The organism is Pseudoalteromonas sp. PS1M3, assembly GCF_016865405.1.
Taxonomy (GTDB): Bacteria; Pseudomonadota; Gammaproteobacteria; order Enterobacterales; family Alteromonadaceae; genus Pseudoalteromonas; species Pseudoalteromonas marina.
This window is the reverse complement of record NZ_AP022624.1, coordinates 3,088,185-3,109,564: the sequence shown is the minus strand read 5'-3', so window position 1 is coordinate 3,109,564 and position 21,380 is coordinate 3,088,185. Positions and strand designations below refer to the sequence as shown.

General features: G+C 39.7%; 20 protein-coding genes. 10 read left to right on the top strand and 10 right to left on the bottom strand.

Translation table 11 applies throughout. From position 1 onward, the window contains the following. Positions 1 to 101 precede the first annotated feature (101 nt). The 3 genes from cgtA (at position 102) to PS1M3_RS14510 (ending at position 2,270) form a co-directional block, all read left to right on the top strand. Positions 102 to 1,253, top strand: a complete 1,152-nt coding sequence (gene cgtA, locus PS1M3_RS14520) for an Obg family GTPase CgtA (RefSeq protein ID WP_006794537.1) — start codon at positions 102 to 104, stop codon at positions 1,251 to 1,253. A 71-nt stretch (positions 1,254 to 1,324) separates the two neighbouring features. Further along, complete coding sequence (gene folA / locus PS1M3_RS14515; RefSeq protein ID WP_203985138.1) at positions 1,325 to 1,816, top strand: type 3 dihydrofolate reductase; 492 nt, start codon at positions 1,325 to 1,327, stop codon at positions 1,814 to 1,816. 79 nt (positions 1,817 to 1,895) lie between these two features. Beyond that, a complete protein-coding gene (locus PS1M3_RS14510) occupies positions 1,896 to 2,270 on the top strand; it encodes a DUF3718 domain-containing protein (protein ID WP_138739834.1) in 375 nt (124 codons plus the stop codon). A 157-nt stretch (positions 2,271 to 2,427) separates the two neighbouring features. Here PS1M3_RS14510 and PS1M3_RS14505 read toward each other — a convergent pair whose 3' ends face one another. The 3 genes from PS1M3_RS14505 to coaBC all read right to left on the bottom strand — a co-directional run bounded on the left by PS1M3_RS14505 (position 2,428) and on the right by coaBC (position 7,246). Beyond that, positions 2,428 to 5,202, bottom strand: coding sequence for a prolyl oligopeptidase family serine peptidase (locus tag PS1M3_RS14505; protein WP_203985135.1), 2,775 nt, complete (start codon positions 5,200 to 5,202; stop codon positions 2,428 to 2,430). 162 nt (positions 5,203 to 5,364) lie between these two features. Continuing rightward, a complete protein-coding gene (gene slmA / locus PS1M3_RS14500; protein ID WP_006794533.1) occupies positions 5,365 to 5,952 on the bottom strand; it encodes a nucleoid occlusion factor SlmA in 588 nt (195 codons plus the stop codon). A gap of 100 nt (positions 5,953 to 6,052) precedes the next feature. Continuing rightward, positions 6,053 to 7,246, bottom strand: a complete 1,194-nt coding sequence (gene coaBC, locus PS1M3_RS14495; protein WP_008131136.1) for a bifunctional phosphopantothenoylcysteine decarboxylase/phosphopantothenate--cysteine ligase CoaBC — start codon at positions 7,244 to 7,246, stop codon at positions 6,053 to 6,055. 143 nt (positions 7,247 to 7,389) lie between these two features. Here coaBC and radC point away from each other — a divergent pair, with 143 nt between their 5' ends. The 3 genes from radC to rpmG all read left to right on the top strand — a co-directional run bounded on the left by radC (position 7,390) and on the right by rpmG (position 8,738). Next, positions 7,390 to 8,064 (top strand): DNA repair protein RadC, encoded by a 675-nt coding sequence (gene radC / locus PS1M3_RS14490; protein WP_008131137.1) that lies wholly within the window; start codon positions 7,390 to 7,392, stop codon positions 8,062 to 8,064. Positions 8,065 to 8,334: 270 nt separating this feature from the next. Further along, positions 8,335 to 8,571, top strand: coding sequence for a 50S ribosomal protein L28 (rpmB, locus tag PS1M3_RS14485; RefSeq protein WP_006793236.1), 237 nt, complete (start codon positions 8,335 to 8,337; stop codon positions 8,569 to 8,571). 11 nt (positions 8,572 to 8,582) lie between these two features. Further along, a complete protein-coding gene (gene rpmG / locus PS1M3_RS14480; protein WP_004587947.1) occupies positions 8,583 to 8,738 on the top strand; it encodes a 50S ribosomal protein L33 in 156 nt (51 codons plus the stop codon). A gap of 323 nt (positions 8,739 to 9,061) precedes the next feature. On the opposite strand, the gene PS1M3_RS14475 is transcribed toward rpmG, so the two are convergent. Beyond that, positions 9,062 to 11,197 (bottom strand): S8 family peptidase, encoded by a 2,136-nt coding sequence (locus PS1M3_RS14475; protein ID WP_010556609.1) that lies wholly within the window; start codon positions 11,195 to 11,197, stop codon positions 9,062 to 9,064. 330 nt (positions 11,198 to 11,527) lie between these two features. Here PS1M3_RS14475 and PS1M3_RS14470 point away from each other — a divergent pair, with 330 nt between their 5' ends. Together PS1M3_RS14470 and PS1M3_RS14465 are read left to right on the top strand one after the other, a co-directional pair. Then, positions 11,528 to 12,712, top strand: coding sequence for an NAD(P)/FAD-dependent oxidoreductase (locus PS1M3_RS14470; RefSeq protein WP_203985133.1), 1,185 nt, complete (start codon positions 11,528 to 11,530; stop codon positions 12,710 to 12,712). Between the two features lie 73 nt (positions 12,713 to 12,785). Then, the gene (locus PS1M3_RS14465; protein ID WP_203985131.1) at positions 12,786 to 13,691 is read left to right on the top strand and encodes a M48 family metallopeptidase; all 906 of its coding nucleotides are present in this window, start codon (positions 12,786 to 12,788) and stop codon (positions 13,689 to 13,691) included. 85 nt (positions 13,692 to 13,776) lie between these two features. Here PS1M3_RS14465 and PS1M3_RS14460 read toward each other — a convergent pair whose 3' ends face one another. Further along, on the bottom strand, positions 13,777 to 14,703 hold the full coding sequence (locus PS1M3_RS14460; RefSeq protein ID WP_010556607.1) for a manganese-dependent inorganic pyrophosphatase: 927 nt from the start codon (positions 14,701 to 14,703) through the stop codon (positions 13,777 to 13,779). Positions 14,704 to 14,821: 118 nt separating this feature from the next. On the opposite strand from PS1M3_RS14460, the gene PS1M3_RS14455 reads away from it, so the two are divergent. Then, complete coding sequence (locus PS1M3_RS14455; RefSeq protein WP_203985129.1) at positions 14,822 to 15,337, top strand: hypothetical protein; 516 nt, start codon at positions 14,822 to 14,824, stop codon at positions 15,335 to 15,337. Further along, positions 15,337 to 16,146 carry a bifunctional DNA-formamidopyrimidine glycosylase/DNA-(apurinic or apyrimidinic site) lyase gene (gene mutM, locus PS1M3_RS14450; protein ID WP_006793230.1) on the top strand — a complete coding sequence of 270 codons (810 nt, stop codon included), beginning with the start codon at positions 15,337 to 15,339 and terminating at the stop codon, positions 16,144 to 16,146. Before PS1M3_RS14455 ends, mutM begins: the two co-directional genes overlap by 1 nt. Positions 16,147 to 16,226: 80 nt before the next feature. On the opposite strand, the gene PS1M3_RS14445 is transcribed toward mutM, so the two are convergent. The 5 genes from PS1M3_RS14445 to pdxA form a co-directional block, all read right to left on the bottom strand. Beyond that, positions 16,227 to 18,242 carry a methyl-accepting chemotaxis protein gene (locus tag PS1M3_RS14445; protein WP_010556604.1) on the bottom strand — a complete coding sequence of 672 codons (2,016 nt, stop codon included), beginning with the start codon at positions 18,240 to 18,242 and terminating at the stop codon, positions 16,227 to 16,229. A gap of 155 nt (positions 18,243 to 18,397) precedes the next feature. Continuing rightward, positions 18,398 to 19,198 (bottom strand): symmetrical bis(5'-nucleosyl)-tetraphosphatase, encoded by an 801-nt coding sequence (locus PS1M3_RS14440; protein ID WP_039038028.1) that lies wholly within the window; start codon positions 19,196 to 19,198, stop codon positions 18,398 to 18,400. A 12-nt stretch (positions 19,199 to 19,210) separates the two neighbouring features. Beyond that, complete coding sequence (apaG, locus tag PS1M3_RS14435) at positions 19,211 to 19,600, bottom strand: Co2+/Mg2+ efflux protein ApaG (protein ID WP_006793227.1); 390 nt, start codon at positions 19,598 to 19,600, stop codon at positions 19,211 to 19,213. Next, a complete protein-coding gene (rsmA, locus tag PS1M3_RS14430; RefSeq protein WP_203985127.1) occupies positions 19,584 to 20,390 on the bottom strand; it encodes a 16S rRNA (adenine(1518)-N(6)/adenine(1519)-N(6))-dimethyltransferase RsmA in 807 nt (268 codons plus the stop codon). The genes apaG and rsmA overlap by 17 nt, the downstream gene beginning before the upstream one ends. Next, entirely contained in the window at positions 20,387 to 21,379 is a 993-nt protein-coding gene (gene pdxA, locus PS1M3_RS14425; RefSeq protein WP_203985125.1) for a 4-hydroxythreonine-4-phosphate dehydrogenase PdxA, read from the bottom strand. The genes rsmA and pdxA overlap by 4 nt, the downstream gene beginning before the upstream one ends. Position 21,380: the final 1 nt, after the last annotated feature.

Here is a 21,380-nt window from a genome sequence, read left to right as displayed (position 1 = left end):
TTGTTTTGAGACAAAAATATATACCAAAGCCAAGCCTGCAATCGGCTTGGCTTCGGTATATAATGTATAAATTAGCAAGCCAATCCCTAAAGTGAGTAATCATGAAGTTTGTAGATGAAGTAGAAATTCGCGCAGAGGCCGGAGACGGCGGAAGCGGTATCGTGTCTTTCCGACGTGAAAAATATGTCCCAGATGGTGGGCCTGACGGCGGTGACGGTGGAGACGGTGGTAGTGTTTATCTACAAGCTGATGAAAACTTAAATACCCTTATTGACTATCAGTTTGAGCGTTTTCACAGAGCTGAGCGCGGCACAAACGGACGTAGCCGAAACTGTACAGGTAAAAAAGCAGACGATTTGTTTGTAATGGTTCCTGTAGGTACGCGTATAACCGATGTTGATACGCAAGAAGGGCTTGGTGATTTGACCCAACATGGTCAACGAATTTTGGTTGCAAAAGGTGGTTTCCACGGCTTGGGGAATGCACGTTTTAAATCAAGTACTAACCGAGCGCCTCGTCAAAAAACACTAGGTACACCCGGTGAAGTACGTAACTTAAAATTAGAGTTACTATTGCTAGCTGACGTAGGTTTACTAGGTTTGCCAAATGCTGGTAAATCGACCTTTATTCGCAGTGTGTCAGCAGCAAGACCAAAAGTAGCTGACTACCCATTTACAACGCTTATTCCTAATTTAGGTGTAGTGCGTCCGGAAGCTAACAAGTCATTTGTAATAGCTGATATACCTGGGTTGATTGAAGGTGCGTCTGATGGTGCCGGTTTAGGTATCCGCTTCTTAAAGCATTTAGAGCGCTGTCGTGTGTTATTGCACATCATTGATGTAATGCCTGTTGATGGATCAAACCCAGTCGATAATGCGTTTGCAATTATAAACGAACTGCATCAATACAGTCCTAAGCTTGCAGAAAAGCCTCGTTGGTTAGTGTTTAATAAAATAGATTTGTTACCTGAAGATGAAGCACAAGCGCTATGCGATGCGATTGCACAAGAGCTAGGTGAGTCTGAAAATATTTATCAAATCTCAGCTATTAACAAGCTGCATACTCAACCGCTTATACACGATATTATGACATTGCTTGATAGCATGCCTAAAGAGAAGTTTGAGCAAGTTGAAGATGAAGAAATAGAATTTAAGTGGGATACCTACCATCAAAAAGCCACTAAGGGCGATGATGATGATTGGGATGACTGGGATGAAGATGATTACGATGTAGAAGTAGTCTACGAACGTTAATTTTCATTAAATATAAAAAGGAGCATAGGCTCCTTTTTTGTTTTTTAATAGTAAAGTATTAGGTATTTAATGTGATTATTTCAATGATTGCCGCCATGGCAAATAACCGTGTTATTGGTCTTGATAATAAAATGCCATGGCATTTACCTGCAGATCTTCAACATTTTAAAGCCGTTACTACAGGTAAGCCTGTGATCATGGGTCGTAAAACTTTTGAGTCTATTGGCCGTCCTTTACCTGGTAGACGCAATATTATTATTACGCGCAACACTGAATATAAGGCCGAGGGTATTGAAACTGTAACAAGCCCAGAGGCCGCGCTGAGCTTGGTTTGTGGTGTTGAAGAAGTGATGATTATAGGCGGTGGAAATGTTTATCAGCAATTTTTAACACAAGCTGAGCGCTTATATTTAACCTTTATTGATCTTGATGTAGAAGGTGATACACAGTTCCCTGATTATCAAGCTGTTGCAAATTGGGAAGTGAAAGAAGAGCAAGTAAAACAGCCTGACGAAAAAAATAAACATAGTTATAAATTCGTAACTTTGTATAAATACTGCTAACATTATTGCGAAAGGTTAACTAGGTTGGTACAATATTAACCAGTTAACGTAGGAATAAAGTACCAAACAAGGGTCAACAATGTTTAAATTATCAAAGTTAGTTGTTATTTCTGCTATTGCTGCAGGTTCACTTTCGTACACAGCTCCAGCAAAGGCTAATGATCAACTAGCGCTATCTATTTGCGAGTATATCGCAGCAGATGATAAAAACCGTTTACGTAGCAAGTTAAAAAGCTCTCGTGTAAAAATTCGTAACATATATGATTCTATTCAATGTAACGGTAATAACTTATTGCGTCATGCTGTTGCCAGCAATGCAGTAGATGCAGGTGAGTATATTGTTAAAAACTTATCTAAAAGTTCATTGTCAGACGGTGCCGACATAGCCTGGGCTGAAGGAAATCACGCAGGTTCTGCGCTTATTCCTGTAATTAAAGACCGTGCTGGTTTGTAATTATTAGTAATTTAAAAAAAGCCGCGATTATCGCGGCTTTTTTGTTGCTGGAAAAATAATTGACTATTTAGAGGCCGATATTACTGAGTAATATCGGCCTCTATCTGTCTGAGTACTCTGATCAGCTTTTATCATGTTTATTTATGAATGTCTCAGTTCACTCACTTATAAATGCTTCACCTTCAATCATCCATTTAGCTGCAGGCTGACCTTTTAGGTAATGATCGAAGTACTGCATCATACGGACTGAAAAATCGACCTGATTTGGGAATTTTTTAAGGTGATGCGGTTCACCTTCATACTGTAAAAAAGTGGCATCTTTGCCTGCACGACGAAGTGCTAAATAATACTGTACGCCTTCGTGCCAAGGCACCGCATCATCTTTGTCTCCAAACATGATTAAAATTGGCGTATTGACTTTGTCAGCAAAAAATACGGGTGAGTTTTCAATATATAACTCTGGTGCCTCAAATAAGTTTTTACCTATGCGGCTTTGTCCTGTTTCGTATTGAAACTGGCGAGCAAGGCCTGACTTTAAGCGTATGCCACTGTATGCGCTGGTCATGTTAGATACCGGCGCGCCTGATACAACCGCGTTAAACATATCTGTTTGGGTGATAATAAATGCACTTTGGTACCCAGCCCATGAGTGACCTTGCAAGCCAATTTTGTTTGGATCGGCAATACCAAGATCTATTAACTTTTGGGTAGCGTTGATCATGGTTTGCGTTGACGATTTGCCCGGGTGACCTATTTCAAAACGAATATCAGGTAAAAAGATGGCGTAGCCATTTGATGTAAACATTGGGAAATTAGGGCGATGATTTAACTCCATTTTAGGAAAATCAAACATACGCTGGCTCATGTAACGATAAAAATAAACGACAACAGGTACTTTATCGCCTTTCTTGTAACCGTCAGGTTTTATTAAAACACCTTGTAAGTCTTCACCATCAAAGCCTTTGTAGCTAATCAGTTCAGGTTTTTCACCCCAAGCAAAATTTGCGGTTTGAGGGTTCAAATCAGTTACTTTTTGTGTGGTTAAAAAGCTTAAGTCGGTTTGATAGAAATCTGGGAACTGATGATAACTCTGTTCAGTAAATAGGTATTTATCTGCTTTCTTGGCTTTTTTAACAATATCAAAACGTTTATCACCACTGAGTACTTCAGTAATGGTCGTATTTTCTAAATCAAGCTTTGCAATCCCTCTTTGCTTTGTTTGAAGGTCAACAGCAGTAACTAGCAGTGTTTCATCTTGTTTAAAGCCTACCTGGTTTCTATCAAGCTTAATGACGCGATACTGTGTATTAGTCTGCTTTCCATTTGTTAAGCGTTTAGCTTGATTGGTGTTTACATTAAACGCCCAAATATCATATTTGCTATAAGCAAGTACTTGGCTGCTATCGCTCATCCAGCCTGCAAAACCATAGCCTGGTTGATCTGATGGGTAATCGTGTTTGTCGTCGGCAAAGGTTGCTTTGATGGCTTGTGTAACCGGAGTAACCTTATTGTTAGCTAATTCTTTTAGTTGTATTTGGTTGTCAGCAAAGTAAGCCGCAAATAAGCCATTAGGAGAAAGAGAAGGCCTAAAAGGGCTGTTAGTCACAATAGGAGTTTGCTTGCCTGTATTAATGTTTACAGCGTAGTAATCTGCAAAAAAGCCGCCATACATTATTTTTTCTAAATAGGGAGTATTTGACGAGCCCAGTAAGGAAGTATCGCGCTCTGTATTAAGAGCAACGCTCGGCATTGCAGGGGTACTTAGTTGAACCACTTTTTGTGAATTTACATGGTATACGGCTTCGTAATGAAGGTGCTTATTAACCGCGTTCCATTGCTGTTTTTCTCGTGGTTTTATCTCTGGGTCTTTATTATGCCAAACATCCAAGCCTTTTTGATCGCGAATAGTGGCAATGTCATAGAGTGAGAGTTCATCTACGAATTCTTTTGCTTTAACTTTCGCTGCAAGTTTTGGTCGGTTTTCAAAGTATAGGCGTTCACCGTTTTCTGACCAGCTTAGTTTTGCGGTTTTGCCTATAGTCCACTCTTTGTTTGTAGATTCAATAGTTAAAAGTGCTTCGTTTTTCCATAATTGTAGTGAGTGGTTTCGACGGCGGGTATCTTCGTTTACATAATTACCCAATGTAAATGCTACGGTTGCTTCGATTGGGTGCCATGCTATTTTATTAGCAATAACACCGGGTTCATCAATTAGCACTTCACTTTTAAAAGATGTTAGCGTGATTAGCTTTATTTGGTTGTCGTTACCATCAGGGTAACTTTGACTTAGTAAAAGCTGATCATTGGTAGCACTTATACTGTAACTAAAAACATTATCAATAGTTTCACTTTGTTGGTTTTTTAAATTAACAATAACGAGCGAGTAAACCTTGTCTTTTTTGTCAGGTGAAATGGCGCTATTGTCTTCATCTTCACTCTCATCCTTGGTATTTTTTTCTACATTATCAGCTTTATCCGCTTTTTTATCTAAGCGATACGCAAGCCATACCCCGTCGTTTGATAATGCGTAGTCTTTTACATTCTCAAAACGTTTTTGCTCACCTGTTTCTGTATTTACTAGTACTAAGTTATTTTTAAGTGTGTTTTTTTTCTTGGTGGTTTCTTTTTCGAGTAATGTGGGTACTTGTATAAATGCAGTCCAGTTGGCTGCTTTGTTTATAAACGGCTTGGTGCCGCGGTCCACTTCGCTGATTAAACTATTTGAGGTTAAAGAGTAAACCTGACCTGCAGCATTGCCGCGGTATGGCGTAGCACTTAAAGATAAAATACGTCCATCTTCAGATAGTTGTGTGCCTTTGGCTGATTTAAAGTTAAATACATCTGTGAATTCTAATGCCTCTTTTGCATTAGGCGCGGTGCTGACTAAGCCAGTAATAAGTGCGCTACTTAGGAGGGTGAGCTTTGTTTTCATTATTGAATCTCGTTTTTTAACATTATTTTATTGTAACGAGTTTGACCAATATTTCGACCAGATAGGATAGAAGGCAGGTAGTGGCGATAAGTAACAGGTATAAACGATAAAACGACCATTTGGTCGTTTTATTAAAAAAATAATTCAGTGGGTATGATTATGTTAGAGCCAAATTTTTTGCAATTCAGGCCATTGTTTTTCAAATTGGACGCTTGGCTTAGTTTTAAAGTCACTGCGCACAAATTGATTCATTTTTCCTTCAACATAGGCAAGTAAAAAGTTAGCCAGTGTAAGCTCATCGCTTTGGAAGTTTTTACCTTCACGGAGCTTACGTTCTCTGAGTACTTGTTTAAGTTGGGTCTCTAATTTCTCAAAAAAGCTTTGAACGCGTTCACGTAAGCGCTCTTGTTCACCTTGCAGCGCATCACCGGTTAAAATGCGAGTAATACCAGGGTTTTTTTCGGCAAATGTTAAAAGTAAAAGTAAAATATTATAAACACGGGTTTGGCTTTCTTTTTCGTTTTCTAAAATAAGGTTAATGCGCGATAAAAGAGTGTCTTCAATAAACTCGATTAAGCCTTCAAACATGCGCGCTTTGCTAGGGAAATGACGATACAGAGCCGCTTCAGATACACCAACCTCAGCAGCTAGTTTAGCTGTGGTGATTCGTTGACCAGGGCTTGTTTCTAACATTTGTGCGAGTGCTTGCAGTATTTGCTCTTTGCGATTACTTCTTTTTGTCGCAGGCATGAACATTCCTTTTTTATTAGTTATTCTTGGCTGGGGTTAATCATTTTTTGTTCAAATGAAAAGCATATGTTAATGTTTTATTCAGTTTGTTTCCAGCCTTTTATAGATGTTTAGCCAGCTGTTCGATCACTTTTAAAGCAATTGTACTTTTACTGCTAACGGGCAATTCTAACTGTTTATTTTGCCAATACAGAGTCAACGCGTTTTGATCAGAATTAAACCCTAAACCACTTTGCGATACATCGTTTGCGCATATCATATCTAGGTTTTTATTAACTAATTTACCTTTAGCATAACTCTCAACGTTTTGCGTTTCAGCGGCAAAACCCACAGTGTAAGGGCGGTTTTTTTCTATATTAGCAACCGCTGCAATTACATCTGGGTTTTTAACTAACGTTAGTGTTAGCTCGTCGCCTTGCTTTTTCATTTTTTGAGTTGCTACTTCGCCAGCTCTGTAATCGGCAACAGCTGCGCAGCCAATAAACGCATCCGACTGCGGTGCATATACTAGTGCTTCATTTAATAGTTGCTCTGCGCTTTCTATATTTATTAGGTTTGCACCAATAGGTGCTTTAATAGTTACAGGGCCAGAAATTAAATTAACGTTAGCACCGAGTAACAACGCGGCTTCTGCAAGTGCGTAACCCATTTTTCCAGAGCTATGGTTTGATATAAACCTAACAGGGTCAAGCGGCTCACGGGTTGGGCCTGCAGTGATAGTAATTGTTTTACCAGCTAAAATTTGAGGAGGTTGCTTTTCAAGACATAACGCTACAAGCTCATGTGGTTCAAGCATACGTCCTGAGCCAACATCACCACACGCTTGCTCTCCTTTACCCGGGCCCCAAATAAGTACGTTACGCGCTTTCAAGGTGGCTAGGTTTGCTTGCGTTGCAGCATGTGCATACATTTGCTGGTTCATAGCTGGGGCTACTGCAACTTTTGCTGGGGTCGCAAGCAGTAAAGTCGTCAGTAAGTCGTCTGCAATGCCGGTCGCCATTTTTGCAATGATATTACATGTTGCAGGAGCGACTAAAATAAGATCAGCCCACTTGGCAAACTCAATGTGTCCCATCGCGGCTTCAGCGGCAGGGTCGAGCAATGAATCCGATACTATCTCGCCGCTAACGGCTTGCATTGTGAGTGGCGTAATAAAATGCTTAGCTGACTCAGTCATGACAACTTTTACTTCACAACCATGCTCTTTTAATCGTCTTACGAGCTCAGCGCATTTATAGGCTGCAATTCCACCGCTAATACCCAGTACAATTTTTTTGTTTGTTAACGTCATCATGGTTGTCTGTCAATCTTATTAAATATGGCGCCTAAAATAACAAATCTTTACTCGTTCAGCTAAGTTTTTAATTTAAAATTACAAGCTAAATTTTTATTTTGCATTACATTTATAAGACACATGAGTTATTCAAGGATGAAAAAATGCAACTAACTTCACTGCCCAATGCTCAACGCCCACGTGAAAAGCTTATCGAAAAAGGCGCTAAAGCGCTAAGTGATGCAGAGCTCCTTGCCATATTTTTACGTACCGGGTTGCCGGGGATGAACGTAATAGAGTTGGCTCAGCACTTACTGAACGAAAATAAAACATTACATAACTTGTTTAATGCCAGCATGGACGAATTTTGTTCGCAAAAAGGATTGGGAACGGCGAAGTATGTTCAATTACAAGCGGTACTTGAATTAAGTCAGCGTTATATGCAGGAGCGCTGCCAACGAGATGCCGTGTTTAACTCCCCTAATTCAGTATACGATTACCTAACCATTCAAATGCGGGGTCTACAGCAAGAGGTATTTATGGTGCTTTATCTTGATAGTCAAAACCGCTTAGTAAAAGATGAGATTCTTTTTTACGGCACAATAAATGCCGCAAGTGTGTATCCGCGGGAGGTTGTTAAAGCAGCACTTAAAAATAATGCAGCGGCTGTTATCTTTGCTCATAACCATCCAAGTGGGATTGCTGAACCAAGCCAAGCAGATAAGCTTATTACCAATAAATTGCAGCAAGCACTGCAATTAGTAGACATAAATGTGCTTGACCATATCATTGTGGGAGGTGAAACGTGTGTTTCGTTTGCCGAGCGTGGCCTTATTTAACTCTCTTTGATATAGAAATGTGCTAAAAATGAGCGGTTTAATACATTTTAGCAAATTAGTTTAATTTAAATGCAGTTTTTACTTTCCCTAAGGGCATTCGATCTTTATAATTGGCCGCTATCAAATTTACATATGAGCTGGTTGGATAGATCAGTATTTGATCTTTGCCTGTAAAAGCTGTATAAAGAGCGCCCTTCGATTTATCTAGGGCAGAAATACACGGCCTTAGATTAAATTAAGCTCGAGCGAAGTTATTGGAGATATATAGACATGTCTAAAGTATGTCAAGTTACAGGTAAGCGTCCAGCGGTTGGTAACCACCGTTCACACGCGAGAAACGCGACTAGACGTCGTTTCCTACCTAACCTACAAACACACCGTTTTTGGGTTGAAAGTGAAAAACGTTTTGTAACATTACGCACTACTACTAAAGGTATGCGTATTATCGATAAAAAAGGCATCGACGCGGTTCTTACAGAAATCCGTGCTCGCGGCGAAAAAGTTTAAGGAACTGAATCATGCGCGATAAAATCCGTTTAGTTTCAACTGCCGGTACTGGTTTTTTCTACACTACTGACAAAAACAAACGTAACATGCCTGAAAAGATGGAAATCAAAAAGTTCGATCCTAAGGCTCGTAAACACGTGATTTTCAAAGAAGCTAAAATCAAGTAATTTTAGTTTTTTAGAATTTAAAAACCCAGCTTAGGCTGGGTTTTTTGTTTTCTGGTGATAAGTTAGTAATATATTTGAACTAATACGTATGTTCATTAGCAACTATACCCAACCAGTTTTAAGGAATAAAACCGATATTGTTCGTTTAATCTTTTTATAAAACAGGTATATAACGAAGCTTCCTCTAGTGATTGACGAGGCTTAGTTGTCTAAAAATAGCTCGTTAGTATTAAGCCTCATTAAACTAAAAAATTATCTTATTCACAAAAAAAGGCCAAACAGTCAGTTTGGCCTTTGCTATCCCAAAGATTATGAAATTACTATTATGGTTGGTATTGTCCGCTAATAGTTAAACCAGAGAAGGTTCTGTAAGCATTTACACTTAAATGCCATGTACCGGCTTGTGGGTTATTAAAGGTACATGTTTCAGCATTACCATTTTTATATGGACGACAATCGTAGCTAGACGATGTTGGCTGACTACCAAACTTCACAAATAAATCAGCATCACCTGTACCACCAGAAGTAGTTACAGTAAATGTAGACATACCTGCAGGCACATCTAGTGTGTAGTGTTTCCACTGACCAGCACTGGCACTTACGTCACTAACAGTACCACCACCTGCTTCAGGTGTGCCTGAACCGCCACCAGAAGATGCACCTGTGATATTACCTACCAAACTCACACCAGAGTAAGCAGAGTAACCACGAAGCATTACATGGTATGTACCTGCCGTTGGATTATCGATAGAACATTCTTCGCTGTTGCCGCCTTTGTACGGACGACAGTCGTAACTTGATGTAGTTGGTTGGCTGCCAGCACGAACGTATAGATCGGCATCACCTGTACCACCGCTCATTGTAAACGTCACATTGGTTGCTCCGCTTGGTACGGTCATGGTGTAAAAATCTTGTGCGTTAGCACCACCACTTAAGCCTGTTTTAGCTTCGCCATCAACAAGTTCACTATCACCTGTTGTGGGTGGTGTTGTACCGCCACTTGCTGCGGCAACAGCAGCTGCTGCATCAACAATACCTGTACCACAGTTGTTACATGTTGCAGGGAACGAGCGAGTAGACGATTTTAAAATACTCTCAATTTCATCAGGCGTAGCATTTGGTTTTGCTTGCTTGATAAGTGCAGCTACACCCGCTACGTGCGGAGCGGCCATAGATGTACCTTGAGAGAATGAATAGCTATCGGTTGATGGAGAAGAAGATCCCGAGTTATATGTAGACAGAACACCTTCAGAATCGTTAGCAAAGCTTTGCGCGCCACCGGGTGCAGCAACATCAATGTTACTACCGTAGTTTGAGTAATAAGCTCGGCCACCATTTCGACCAACTGATGCTACATTAACAACACCGTTACAGTTACCTGGGTTGTAGTTTGCTGAGTTATCGTTATCGTTACCAGCAGCAATGACAACAACAGCGCCATTGTTGCGAGCTGTATTGATCGCATTTTGTGTTGTAGAACTACAAGAGCCACTTCCGCCTAAGCTCATGTTAATAACATCAGCTGGGTTAGGGTTTCCAGGGATGCCCGATACGTTACCGCCAGATGCCCAAATAATGCCGTCGGCAATATCAGACGTTAAACCACCACATTTACCAAGTACACGTACTGGAACTACTTTTGCGTCATAAGCAACACCGGCAACGCCTTCACCATTATTTGTAACGGCTGCAACAGTACCCGCAACGTGCGTACCATGCCAGCTAGACCCTTGCGCACCATTATTACCACATTCGCCGGCTGCTACTGCATCGCCCGGATCACGTGCATCGCTATCACGGCCGCCGCCATCGTTAGCAACTGATAGGTTAGAAATCATATCGTAACCTGGCAAAATATTAGCGTTTAAATCGGCATGAGGGCGGTAACCTGTATCAAGAACAGCCACTACTACACCACTACCTGTTGCGGTGTCCCAAGCTGTTGGTAAGTTCAAACCGCCAGCTTGCTCATAGTAGTGCCACTGGTCGCCATAGCGCGGATCGTTAGGTGTCGCAAAAGGTTTTAACATTTGGTCAACTTCAATGTACTCAACGTTGCCTGAATCAACCATTTCTTGCATAAACTCTTGTGCTTCTGCTGCGCTAAGTTTTTTATCTGCTCGCATAACATGGTGGTTATTTAGTGCCATTGCGCGAATGTACTTTGCTTTAACTTTTCCTTTTTTAGAGGCAAAGTTTTTAACAAAGTTTTTTGCACGTGCTTTCATGTTTACAGGGCTTTCATCTGCAGTAGAGTAACTCAGTGCATCAACGTTGTTATTTTTATATTTAATGATGAATTGCGTTTCAAAGCCACTTTGATTTTGAAGTTTAGCTGTTGTATCAGCCACTGAAGGGCCAATTGCTTGTGCTGGGTTAGCCATGCTTGATGCAGTAGCGAAAAGCGTACTAATGGTAAGTGCTATTGCACACTTATTAAATGTTTTACTTGTTGTCATAATTTTCCCTAGATTTTTTATTAGTTATATCGTGATGGATTGTCACAATGCAGGTACAAAGGTAAATTATGTGTTAATAAATTTAAAATACTAAATCATTATGTCCCTATTTCATTTAGTTATAACGAGCGTTTTAAAGGGTTTTTTCATTGTTTTGTATTTATCATATAAAATAAAAATGATATAAAGGTATTGCTTTTTGGTTTGTGTTTTTAATACTTCTAAAAAGTAGAAAGTATATTTATTGTGTTATTTGTAATAATTAAATTGGAGCATTGTTGGCAACTAATTTTTGCTATAATCGAGCAAATTGTTAAGTGAGATAAATAGATGACCCAGGTAGATGTAATTGTAATTGGTGCGGGAGCGGCTGGATTAATGTGTGCAGCACAAGCTGGATACCGAGGCCGACGTGTTACAGTACTTGATATGGGTAAAAAGCCGGGTCGTAAAATTTTAATTAGTGGTGGCGGGCGCTGTAATTTTACAAATGAGAATGCAGCACCGGAAAATTACTTATGCAGCAATCCACATTTTGTTAAATCATGTTTGAGCCGTTATACGCAATATGACTTTATTGAGCTGGTGGACCGCCACGGTTTGGCATACCATCATAAAACGTTAGGCCAGCTGTTTTGTGATAATAGTGCGCAAGATATTGTTAATATACTTCTTACTGAATGCGAGTGGGCAGGTGTAAATATAGCCTTGCGCAGTGAAGTGATTAATGTACAAAAAACAGAGTCGGGTTATAGCGTTACCACAGAGCAAGAGACCTTACATTGCGAGTCGTTAGTGGTTGCGTCGGGTGGGCTTACTATGCCCAAGCTTGGTGCTACACCTATTGGTTATAAAATTGCTGAGCAGTTTGGTTTAAACGTACTACCTACTATGGCCGCGCTTGTACCATTTACCCTTCACCAACACGACAAAGAACGCTTTGAAGGGTTATCAGGCGTTAGCATACCGTGCGAAGTAACAAGTGAAGACGGCACCACATTTAAAGAAAATATATTATTTACGCACCGTGGTTTATCTGGCCCCGCTATATTACAAATAAGTTCATTTTGGCGTGCAGGGCAGGCTGTTACTATTAATCTACTTCCTGAGCTAGATTTAAAACAGCAGCTTGCAGACTGGCGAGAAACGCAACCTCAAAAATCACTAAAAAATAGCCTAACGACAATATTGCCAAAACGGTTCATTGAAATATTACATGAAAGCAATGCAATACCTGATTGCAATATTAATCAGCTTACCCATAGTCAAATTGAAGACCTTGCTAACTACATTCATGCGTGGCAAATAAAACCCAACGGAACCGAAGGCTATAGAACTGCAGAAGTAACCCTGGGTGGTGTAAATACAGACGAACTAAGCTCTAAAACGTTTGAAGCCAAAAAATCACAAGGCTTGTACTTTATAGGGGAAGTAACCGATGTAACCGGTTGGCTTGGAGGGTATAACTTTCAGTACGCTTGGAGCTGTGGATTTGCAGCCGGGCAATACGCGTAGTTATTTTATCCATTGTTAAATAGAGCACACTCATATTACACTTAAAGCTTATGTGGCTAATATGAGTGTTCTAATGCTGAAGCATGTTTTAATTGTTTTTTTACTTTTATATGTAAGCATGGGTGCAAAAGCCTCTGAAAACTTAAGTGATCATGAAGTGTTTTGTATGAAAACAGACCAAGATTGCCTAACCTACATTCAATCTCGCCTTTTAAATACACAAAAGAACTCCTCTAATTGGTATAAATTGAAAACTTACGAGTTTGACTATTATTTTGATTATCAAAAATTCGATAATCTTCATAGCGCATTAAGCCCCTTTGTTGACCAAGAAGAATTACCCGGCGCATTTAAAATACAAGTTTATTTTTATTATGCTAAATCGCTTAATTACTTAGGTGATAAGCAACAAGCGAAAGCCTATGCGGCAAAAGCATTTGCTCAACTTGATGAAATTTATAATGTATTTGGTGATCCTTTAAGGATTGTAGAGCTGGCTAATTTACAGCACATATTTGGCGATAAAAAAAAGGCACTAAGGGTATTGCTTGATGCCGAAAAGCGTTATGCAAAAAGTAGTGATGCTATTTTTCACTTTGAGCTGCACATCAATAAAGGGCACATTTATTACAATTGGCAACAGTACCCTCAAGCGATAGAAAGTAATTTAAAAGCCTACAACGCTATAAAAAGAACAAAACACCATGCTAAAACTGTAATTGCGCTAGGTAACTTAGCTTTTTCATATTTTAAGCATAATGATTTTAATAACGCAGTAAAATATTATAAAACTGCGTTCGACTACATCGAACCGGATAGCATTTACCAAGCAACCTATAGTTTACGTTTAGCGCAATCGTATTGGGAGTTGGGTAACAAAACACAAGCGGCTTTGTGGTTAAATAAAATAGATAGAACTAATGTGGAATTCTCAAAAAGCCATGCAAAAGTTTATGATGAAATAAAAAGTAAAATCTAATGCTAGTTTGCTCTTTAAATTTAAAAACAAAAAAGCCGATAATGCATATTCAATATCGGCTTTTTAGTGTTATTTATTAAAGCTATTAGGCTTTAGCAAACGCATCTTGTAGTGGAGGTACTACTTGCTTTTTACGGCTTAATACACCATCTAACCATACTTTATCATTTTCTGGTTTTACGCCGTAAGCCTGCTCAACTAAGTTTGCATCGTCAGATACAATTAGCATTTGTGAGCCTTCTTTCATAATATCGGTAAGCAGCAAAAATACTGAGTGACGATTACCTTCGGCTTTAAGCTTTGCAATATCAGCTTCAAGGTCAGCTTTAATATCGTCAAACACAGCAAGGTCGATTACTTCTAGTTGGCCAATACCTACTAGGTTACCGTTCATGTTGAAATCTTTAAAGTCACGCATAACTAAGTCACGTGCAGGTGTATCTTCTACTGCAGACTTAACGCGAAACATATCCATGCCTAGTTCTTTAAAGTCTTCAACACCCGCAATTTCAGCAAGTGCTTCAACACATTTAATATCGGCAGTGGTACATGTAGGTGATTTAAATATTACGGTGTCGCTTAAAATTGCACACATCATAATACCTGCGATGTCTTTAGGGATTTCTACGCTGTAAAAATCGTACATCATTTTAATAATGGTATTTGAGCAGCCAACAGGACGGATCCAACATTCAAGCGGAGTAGATGATGTTAAGTCACCTAATTTATGGTGATCTACCACGCCAACAACGCGGGCTTGGTCGATATCATCAGGTGCTTGTGTTTTTTCTGTGTGATCGACAATATACACATCTTCGCCCGCGTAGCTTAATTTAAGCTCAGGTGCTTCGAAGCCAAATTTATCAAGGATAAATTGAGTTTCTGGTGAAACTTCACCAAGACGAGTTGGTATTGCCGGCTCATCAATTTGGTTTTTTAAATAAGCCAGTGCAATTGCACCACAAATAGAATCTGAATCTGGGATTTTATGGCCCACTACATACATAGACATTGACGGAACTCCTTTAAATTTGCCGATATTCTAACAAAGTCTGCGCCCTTTAACATATAGACAGTGCAATTAAGTTTTAGTTACACTTTAAAATATTGAATTTACTAGGTGTATAAATATGCGACTGGGCCGTAAGGGGTGGAATAACGTTATAATCTTCTCGATGCTGATTATGATTTTCTTTTTAAATGGTTGGCATAAGCAGTTTTTAAGTGGTGAACAAGAGCCCACATTGCAAGCGGTGTTACCTACACAAAGCTTTGTTTTAACCCTTAGTTTTGTTGATCAAAAAATTGAGCGTATTGGTACTAGCTGGCGTACAACTGCAATAAAGAAAGATGTGCCTGTTTTTTGGCAACCGTCAGAGCAACAACTACAAGAACTTGTTAATATTTGGCAAGGAATACAGTTGCCAGTGGTTAATGAGTCTGTGGTTTTTAACCCAAATGCGCCTTTGTATGTTGCCACATTTGAATTAGCTGGAGAAAGTTTGCCTTGGGTATATTTACTTTACAAAGGAAATAATCAGTATTATTTACTCGAAAAAAGTACTCAGCGCGTATTTTCACTTGATATAACTACAGCTACACAGTTGTTTCCTAGTTTTGATTTTTCACAAAGTGGGTCTAATTAATGCCTGAATTACCAGAGGTAGAAGTGAGCCGAATGGGCATTACTCCTCACATAAAAAACCAAGTTGTAACCAAGGTTAATATTTATAATGCGAGTATGCGCTGGCCAGTACCTGACGATGTTTACCAGCTAGAGGGGTTAACTGTTACCAATATTGAGCGCCGTGCAAAATATTTATTGCTGCATTGTGAGCTTGGTAGCACTATTTTACATTTAGGTATGTCAGGTAACCTACGGGTTGTAGATAAGAGCGAGCCTTTAAAAAAGCACGACCATGTTGAATTTGTATTTGCTAATGATAAAGCGCTGCGCTTAAACGATCCTCGCCGCTTTGGGTGTTGCTTATGGCAAGAGCCAGGTGAGGTGCATAAGTTACTCTCAAAGCTTGGCCCAGAGCCCTTAACGGATAACTTTTTCGCAAAGCGCGTATACGAGCAGTCACGCAATAAAAAAGTACCTGTAAAACAGTTTATTATGGATAACGCTGTGGTAGTAGGGGTTGGGAATATTTACGCTAACGAGTCATTGTTTAAAGCTGGGATTCATCCAAAGCGCGAAGCGGGGAAGGTGTCACTTAAGCGCTATCAAGCACTTATCCCTATAATAAAAGACACGCTTGCTGCCGCTATAACTCAAGGTGGTACCACGCTTAAAGACTTTGCACAAAGTGATGGTAAGCCGGGTTATTTTGCTCAAGAGCTATTGGTATATGGGCGAAAAGGAAAGCCCTGTTTAACGTGTGATAATGAGCTGGAAGAAATAAGGCTGGGGCAGCGTAGTACTGTTTTTTGTTCACATTGCCAAAAGTAACTACCTTTACTTTCTAATGCTATAAAGAAAACCCCGTTAACACATGGTGCTAACGGGGTTTTTAGTATATGCAAAGCGTTTTAAACTTTAAACTCGTCTACCGATAAACGCAGCTCTTCGGCAAGTTTTGCTACTTCAGAGCTTGAGATATTAGTTTGGCTTGCGCCTTCAGCTGTTTGTTCTGCAATAGCAACAATAGACTCTAAACGTTCACTAATTTCTTCAGCCACTTGTTGTTGCTCAAGTGCTGCTGTAGATATTTCTTCACTCACGTCATGGGCTTGCGATACCGCAAAGGTGATTGAGTCAAGCGCTGTACTTGCTAAGTCAGTTTGCTCTACACACGATACTGCGCGTTGCTTACCTTTGGTCATTGCTGTTACAGCCGCTTCTGCGCCCGTTTGTAGCGATTCAATCATTGATTGGATCTCTTGGGTTGACTCTTGAGTTTTACTTGCCAATGAGCGTACTTCGTCTGCTACAACGGCAAAGCCACGGCCGTATTCACCTGCACGGGCGGCTTCGATTGCGGCGTTAAGCGCGAGTAAGTTAGTTTGATCTGCAATGCCACGAATAACATCAAGTATGCTGCCAATCGATGCGCTATCTTGGTGAAGCTTATTAATAACTTGAGAGGCATCATCGACCTCGCGAGCTAATTGCTCAATAGTTGATTTGTTATTGTTGGAAATACCTTTAACACGTTCAGCTTCTTTATCTGCGTTTTTAATTTCGCTTAATGCTTGCTGTGCACTATTGCTTACTGTTTGCGATGTGCTGCTCATTTCAGTCGTTGCTGTTGCTGCCTGCTGCACTTGTGCTTGCTGGTTACTAATAGCTTGGCTTGATTCTGCAGTAATTGCCGAAGTTTCTTCTGATGCAGCCGCTAGTTGAGTCGAACGAGAAATAATACCTTTAATTAAGCTGCGTAAGCTGTCTATTAGAGTATTACAGCTTTTTGATAGCTCGCCAAATTCGTCTTTAGCGCTGTCATCTAAGCGTTGAGTCATATCGCCACTGGCTACAATGTCTAAAATTCGGTTTACTTCGGCAAGTGGTTTTGTAATACGGCTTACGGTTATATATGCAATAGCGATGGCAAGTAAAGTTGCGATAACCATTCCAACCCAGGTCCATAAATTTGCAGAGTCTACGTCGTTACGAACGCCTTTTTGAAGCTCAAAGGCAACATTACTTGCTTGCGAAACTAACTCGTCAATTTGATTAAGTGCTATTTTTGTTGCGGCTTCTGAGTCGGCTAGCTCTTTTTCAGTAAGCGCAATTGAATCAATTAAACGTTTTTTATTGGCGGCTAAACTGTTGTTACCTTTTACGTTACTCTCAAGTGCTTCAACATGCTCTTTGAGGTCATTAAACAAGTCGCTATGGCTTTGCTCAATAGCCGGTTTAATTAGAGCAACAGTGCGTGTTACTTCTTCAAGATAGTAGGTTTGCTCGCTTTTAACGATATCTAATGTGGTTAACGTTTTTACTGTTAACATGTCGGTACTGTTGGTAACTACCGACATAAAGTTATTTTCCAAGTTATTCGCAGCTTGGAAAGCACGAGGGTGGTCTTGTTCAAAACCATCTATATCTATTATGTCTAAAACTACTGAGTTAGCATCTTCTGCGCTAAGCTCAATGGCTTCAATTTGTGCAGTGAGTGTTTTATTTAATGCCAGTTGTTTATTTTTATCTTCGAGTAAGTTTTCAACAATACTTAAAAAGTTTTCATAGGTTTGCTCAACACTTTGACTACTTTTGCTTAGTTCAGGGTCGTTTTTAACAACGCTCTGAAGCTGTGCATGGAGTTCGTTGAATGATTTTTTTTGTTCGAATACTCTTTTTTTAATGGGTTCAAGCTCACTTGCGGATGAAGTATAAAAACTTGCTTGTGCTGCCTTACTCATTAATATGAATTCAGCTTGTAGCTCTGAACTTTTGTTTAATGCCGGTAATGATAGCTGGTTCACCTGTTGAGTAGAACGGTCTATATTCGCTATTTTAATTAACGAATTGCCGCCAATAATTAAAAGTAATAGCGTGATAAATATAAAACCACCCCAAATACGTTGGCTCACTGTTAGATTCATATGGATTTCCACTCAAAGATACTTTAATTAAAACTTATCGGCTTTTATTCGGATAAGTTAAGTAATTAAAATCAATTACTTCAATTAATTTTAACTATTAGTTTATAAATCTAACAGATGTATTGGAATTTTTCAGGTTATTTAGGTAAAAAGAGTCATTTTTCTATAAATAGATTTTTTGTTTTAAGTTCCATTAACGTCATCCCGTTACCCCATACACAGCCTGTGTCTAAAGCATGAACATGGTTAACCCCTGTTTTACCCTCAAGTGATGCCCAGTGACCAAAAACAAGCTCATCCTTAAGTGTGAGAATGTTCTTGTGCATAAACCACGGTGTTAACATTTTGCTATCTGCTATTGCACCTTTTGCATTAAGGTCTAGCTTATGGTCATGGGTTAAAAAGCGCATGCGGGTAAAGTAGTTAACTATATATCTAAACTTTTCGTAGTCATTGAGTGTTGTTGACCACTTTTTAGGATGGGGAGAGTACATATGCTTAAAAAAGTTTTTTGCATTCTTTGATTGATAGCAATCTTGAGCAAATTTTGCGTGTTGCAATGCATCTTCAATTGACCAATCAGGGTTTAAGCCTGCATGAGAGATAAAGCAATTATGTGTTTTTAAATATAAAGCGAGTGGTTGGGTTTGTAAAAAAGAGATATAACGCTTGAGTAAGCTGCTTTTAAAAATAGGAGCTAATTTATCTTTTGGGTTAGTCGGCTTATTTAAAAAATAACAAGCAATCATGTGCAAATCATGATTACCCAGTGTGATTGTCATGCTGTCTTGATGTTGATAGATGAAATCAAGGCAGGCAAGTGAGTCAGGGCCACGGGCAACAATATCACCCACTAAATATAGGTGATCTTTACTTGGGTTAAAATCAACCCTTTGTAACAAGGTGCTGAACTCTTTGAAGCACCCTTGTAAATCACCTATTGCATAATCGGCCATGTAGCGTTTTTACTAATGCAAAATATTAGGGCAAGCTAAACGAAATACATTAATAGGTGCTTCAAACTCTGCACCAAACTCGTTGCGTAGCGTGTAGTGGCCTTGCATTGTACCAACAGGCGTATCTAGGATAGCACCACTGGTGTATTTGTAACTCTCACCTGGGCCAATTGTGGGGGTTTCGCCAACAACGCCTTCGCCTTCAACTTCAACTTCTTTGCCGTTTGCGTCTGTAATTAACCAATAACGATGCAATAACTTAGCACTACATAAACTATGATTTTTTATTGTTACAGAGTAGGCAAATACGTATTTTTCTATTTCCGGCTGTGATTGACCTTCAACATAAAATGTCTCTACAGACACCTTTACAGGTGATCCAATATTACTGCTCTTTGTCATAAATCCAGTTAGCTATATCAATAAATTGTTGTAAAGATAAACTTTCAGCACGTAATGTAGCGTCAACACCTATGCTTGCCATTTCTTCGGCTGTAAGTAAGTTGCCAAGGCTGTTTCGTAATGTTTTACGGCGTTGATTAAACGCTTCTAAACATACCGTGTTAAGTATTTTTACGCTTTTAGCTGTTCGTTGTTCAGGCTTTTTAGGAATTAAGCGAATAACTGCAGAGTCAACTTTAGGAGCGGGCTTAAAACATTCTGGCGGCACTTCAATTACAGGCATTGCATTACAGTAGTACTGCGTCATCACGCTTAAACGACCAAATGTTTTACTGCCAGGACCTGCAACCATGCGCTTTACAACTTCTTTTTGAAGCATAAAGTGCATGTGCTCAATGTTATCGGCAAACTCAAAAAGATGAAATAACAATGGCGTGGAGATGTTGTAAGGTAAATTACCAAACACTTTTAACCTTTTGTCGTCTTTAACTAAGCTTGCAAAGTCGTACTTCATTGCATCGCCTTGGTTTACCGTTAATTTTGGCCCTAAAAATGGGTGTTCAATTAAGCGTTTTGCAAGGTCTTTATCTAGCTCTACAACTGTTAGGTGTCCGCTAAGTTCAGCCACAGGTTCGGTGATCGCACCTAAGCCTGGGCCTATTTCTACTAAATTATCTTCTGGTTTAGGATCGATTGCTGAAACTATTTTATCGATGATCATTTCATCAAATAGAAAGTTTTGTCCAAAACGTTTTCGGGCGCGGTGTCCTAAGTGTACTTTATCGGTCATTGATTTTGTGCTTTTTCATGGGCGAGCTTAATTGCTTCGCGGATCGCTAATTCAAAACTTCCAACATCGGCGGTACCTGTACCAGCTAAATCTAGCGCTGTACCGTGGTCAACTGAAGTGCGAATAAAAGGTAAACCCAGTGTGATATTCACCGATTTACCAAATCCTTTGTATTTTAGCACAGGTAAACCCTGATCGTGATACATAGCAAGTACGGCATCGGCCTCAGAAAGGTATTTATCCTGAAATAATGTATCGGCAGGTAGTGGACCAATTAAATTCATCCCTTGGTTTCTTAAAATATCAAGGGTAGGGGTAATTGTGTCTATTTCTTCACGGCCCAAGTGACCATCTTCACCAGCGTGCGGATTTAACCCACAAACTAATATACGTGGCCTTTCAATACCAAACTTAGTCCGTAAGTCGTGATCTAAAATAGTGGCAACTTTAGTCAGGCGATCTTCGGTGATTGCACGTGATACATAAGCCAGTGGGATGTGTGTTGTCACAAGTGCAACACGGAGCCCTTCTGTGGCTAATAACATGACAACATCTGCGGTGTTTGATTGTTGTGCAAAATATTCTGTGTGGCCACTGAACGAAATGCCGGCTTTATTTATAATCCCTTTGTGAACAGGGCCTGTAACGACAGCGTCAAACGTCCCATCCATGTTTTTTTCGCTTGCGATGCGCAAGGTGTCTAACACGTATTGGCCATTAGCATCGTTAAGTACGCCTAACTCTACATCATCACCTAAATTGACTTGATAAATATACACGCTGCCTGCGGGTGTTGTTTTTGCGGGGGCGTTTTCATCAAACTCAATGAGGTTTATAGGTAAACCTAAAAGTTTTGCACGTTCTTTTAATAGTTTGGCATCAGCAAGCACAACAAGTTGTGCGTCCCACGCTTGCTGAGCAAGCGTAATGAGCAAATCTGGACCAATACCGGCAGGTTCACCTGGTGTAATTGCTATTCTTAAGGTCATA

Coding starts and splice junctions, on each gene's coding strand:
- cgtA (WP_006794537.1), top strand. CDS start 102: ATGAAGTTTGTAGATGAAGTAGAAATTCGCGCAGAGGCCGGAGACGGC.
- pdxA (WP_203985125.1), bottom strand. CDS start 21,379: ATGACCTTAAGAATAGCAATTACACCAGGTGAACCTGCCGGTATTGGT.
- rpmB (WP_006793236.1), top strand. CDS start 8,335: ATGTCTAAAGTATGTCAAGTTACAGGTAAGCGTCCAGCGGTTGGTAAC.
- apaG (WP_006793227.1), bottom strand. CDS start 19,600: ATGACAAAGAGCAGTAATATTGGATCACCTGTAAAGGTGTCTGTAGAG.
- slmA (WP_006794533.1), bottom strand. CDS start 5,952: ATGCCTGCGACAAAAAGAAGTAATCGCAAAGAGCAAATACTGCAAGCA.
- coaBC (WP_008131136.1), bottom strand. CDS start 7,246: ATGATGACGTTAACAAACAAAAAAATTGTACTGGGTATTAGCGGTGGA.
- PS1M3_RS14475 (WP_010556609.1), bottom strand. CDS start 11,197: ATGACAACAAGTAAAACATTTAATAAGTGTGCAATAGCACTTACCATT.
- mutM (WP_006793230.1), top strand. CDS start 15,337: ATGCCTGAATTACCAGAGGTAGAAGTGAGCCGAATGGGCATTACTCCT.
- rsmA (WP_203985127.1), bottom strand. CDS start 20,390: ATGACCGATAAAGTACACTTAGGACACCGCGCCCGAAAACGTTTTGGA.
- PS1M3_RS14505 (WP_203985135.1), bottom strand. CDS start 5,202: ATGAAAACAAAGCTCACCCTCCTAAGTAGCGCACTTATTACTGGCTTA.
- PS1M3_RS14460 (WP_010556607.1), bottom strand. CDS start 14,703: ATGTCTATGTATGTAGTGGGCCATAAAATCCCAGATTCAGATTCTATT.
- PS1M3_RS14440 (WP_039038028.1), bottom strand. CDS start 19,198: ATGGCCGATTATGCAATAGGTGATTTACAAGGGTGCTTCAAAGAGTTC.
- PS1M3_RS14445 (WP_010556604.1), bottom strand. CDS start 18,242: ATGAATCTAACAGTGAGCCAACGTATTTGGGGTGGTTTTATATTTATC.
- PS1M3_RS14470 (WP_203985133.1), top strand. CDS start 11,528: ATGACCCAGGTAGATGTAATTGTAATTGGTGCGGGAGCGGCTGGATTA.
- PS1M3_RS14510 (WP_138739834.1), top strand. CDS start 1,896: ATGTTTAAATTATCAAAGTTAGTTGTTATTTCTGCTATTGCTGCAGGT.
- rpmG (WP_004587947.1), top strand. CDS start 8,583: ATGCGCGATAAAATCCGTTTAGTTTCAACTGCCGGTACTGGTTTTTTC.
- radC (WP_008131137.1), top strand. CDS start 7,390: ATGCAACTAACTTCACTGCCCAATGCTCAACGCCCACGTGAAAAGCTT.
- PS1M3_RS14455 (WP_203985129.1), top strand. CDS start 14,822: ATGCGACTGGGCCGTAAGGGGTGGAATAACGTTATAATCTTCTCGATG.
- PS1M3_RS14465 (WP_203985131.1), top strand. CDS start 12,786: ATGCTGAAGCATGTTTTAATTGTTTTTTTACTTTTATATGTAAGCATG.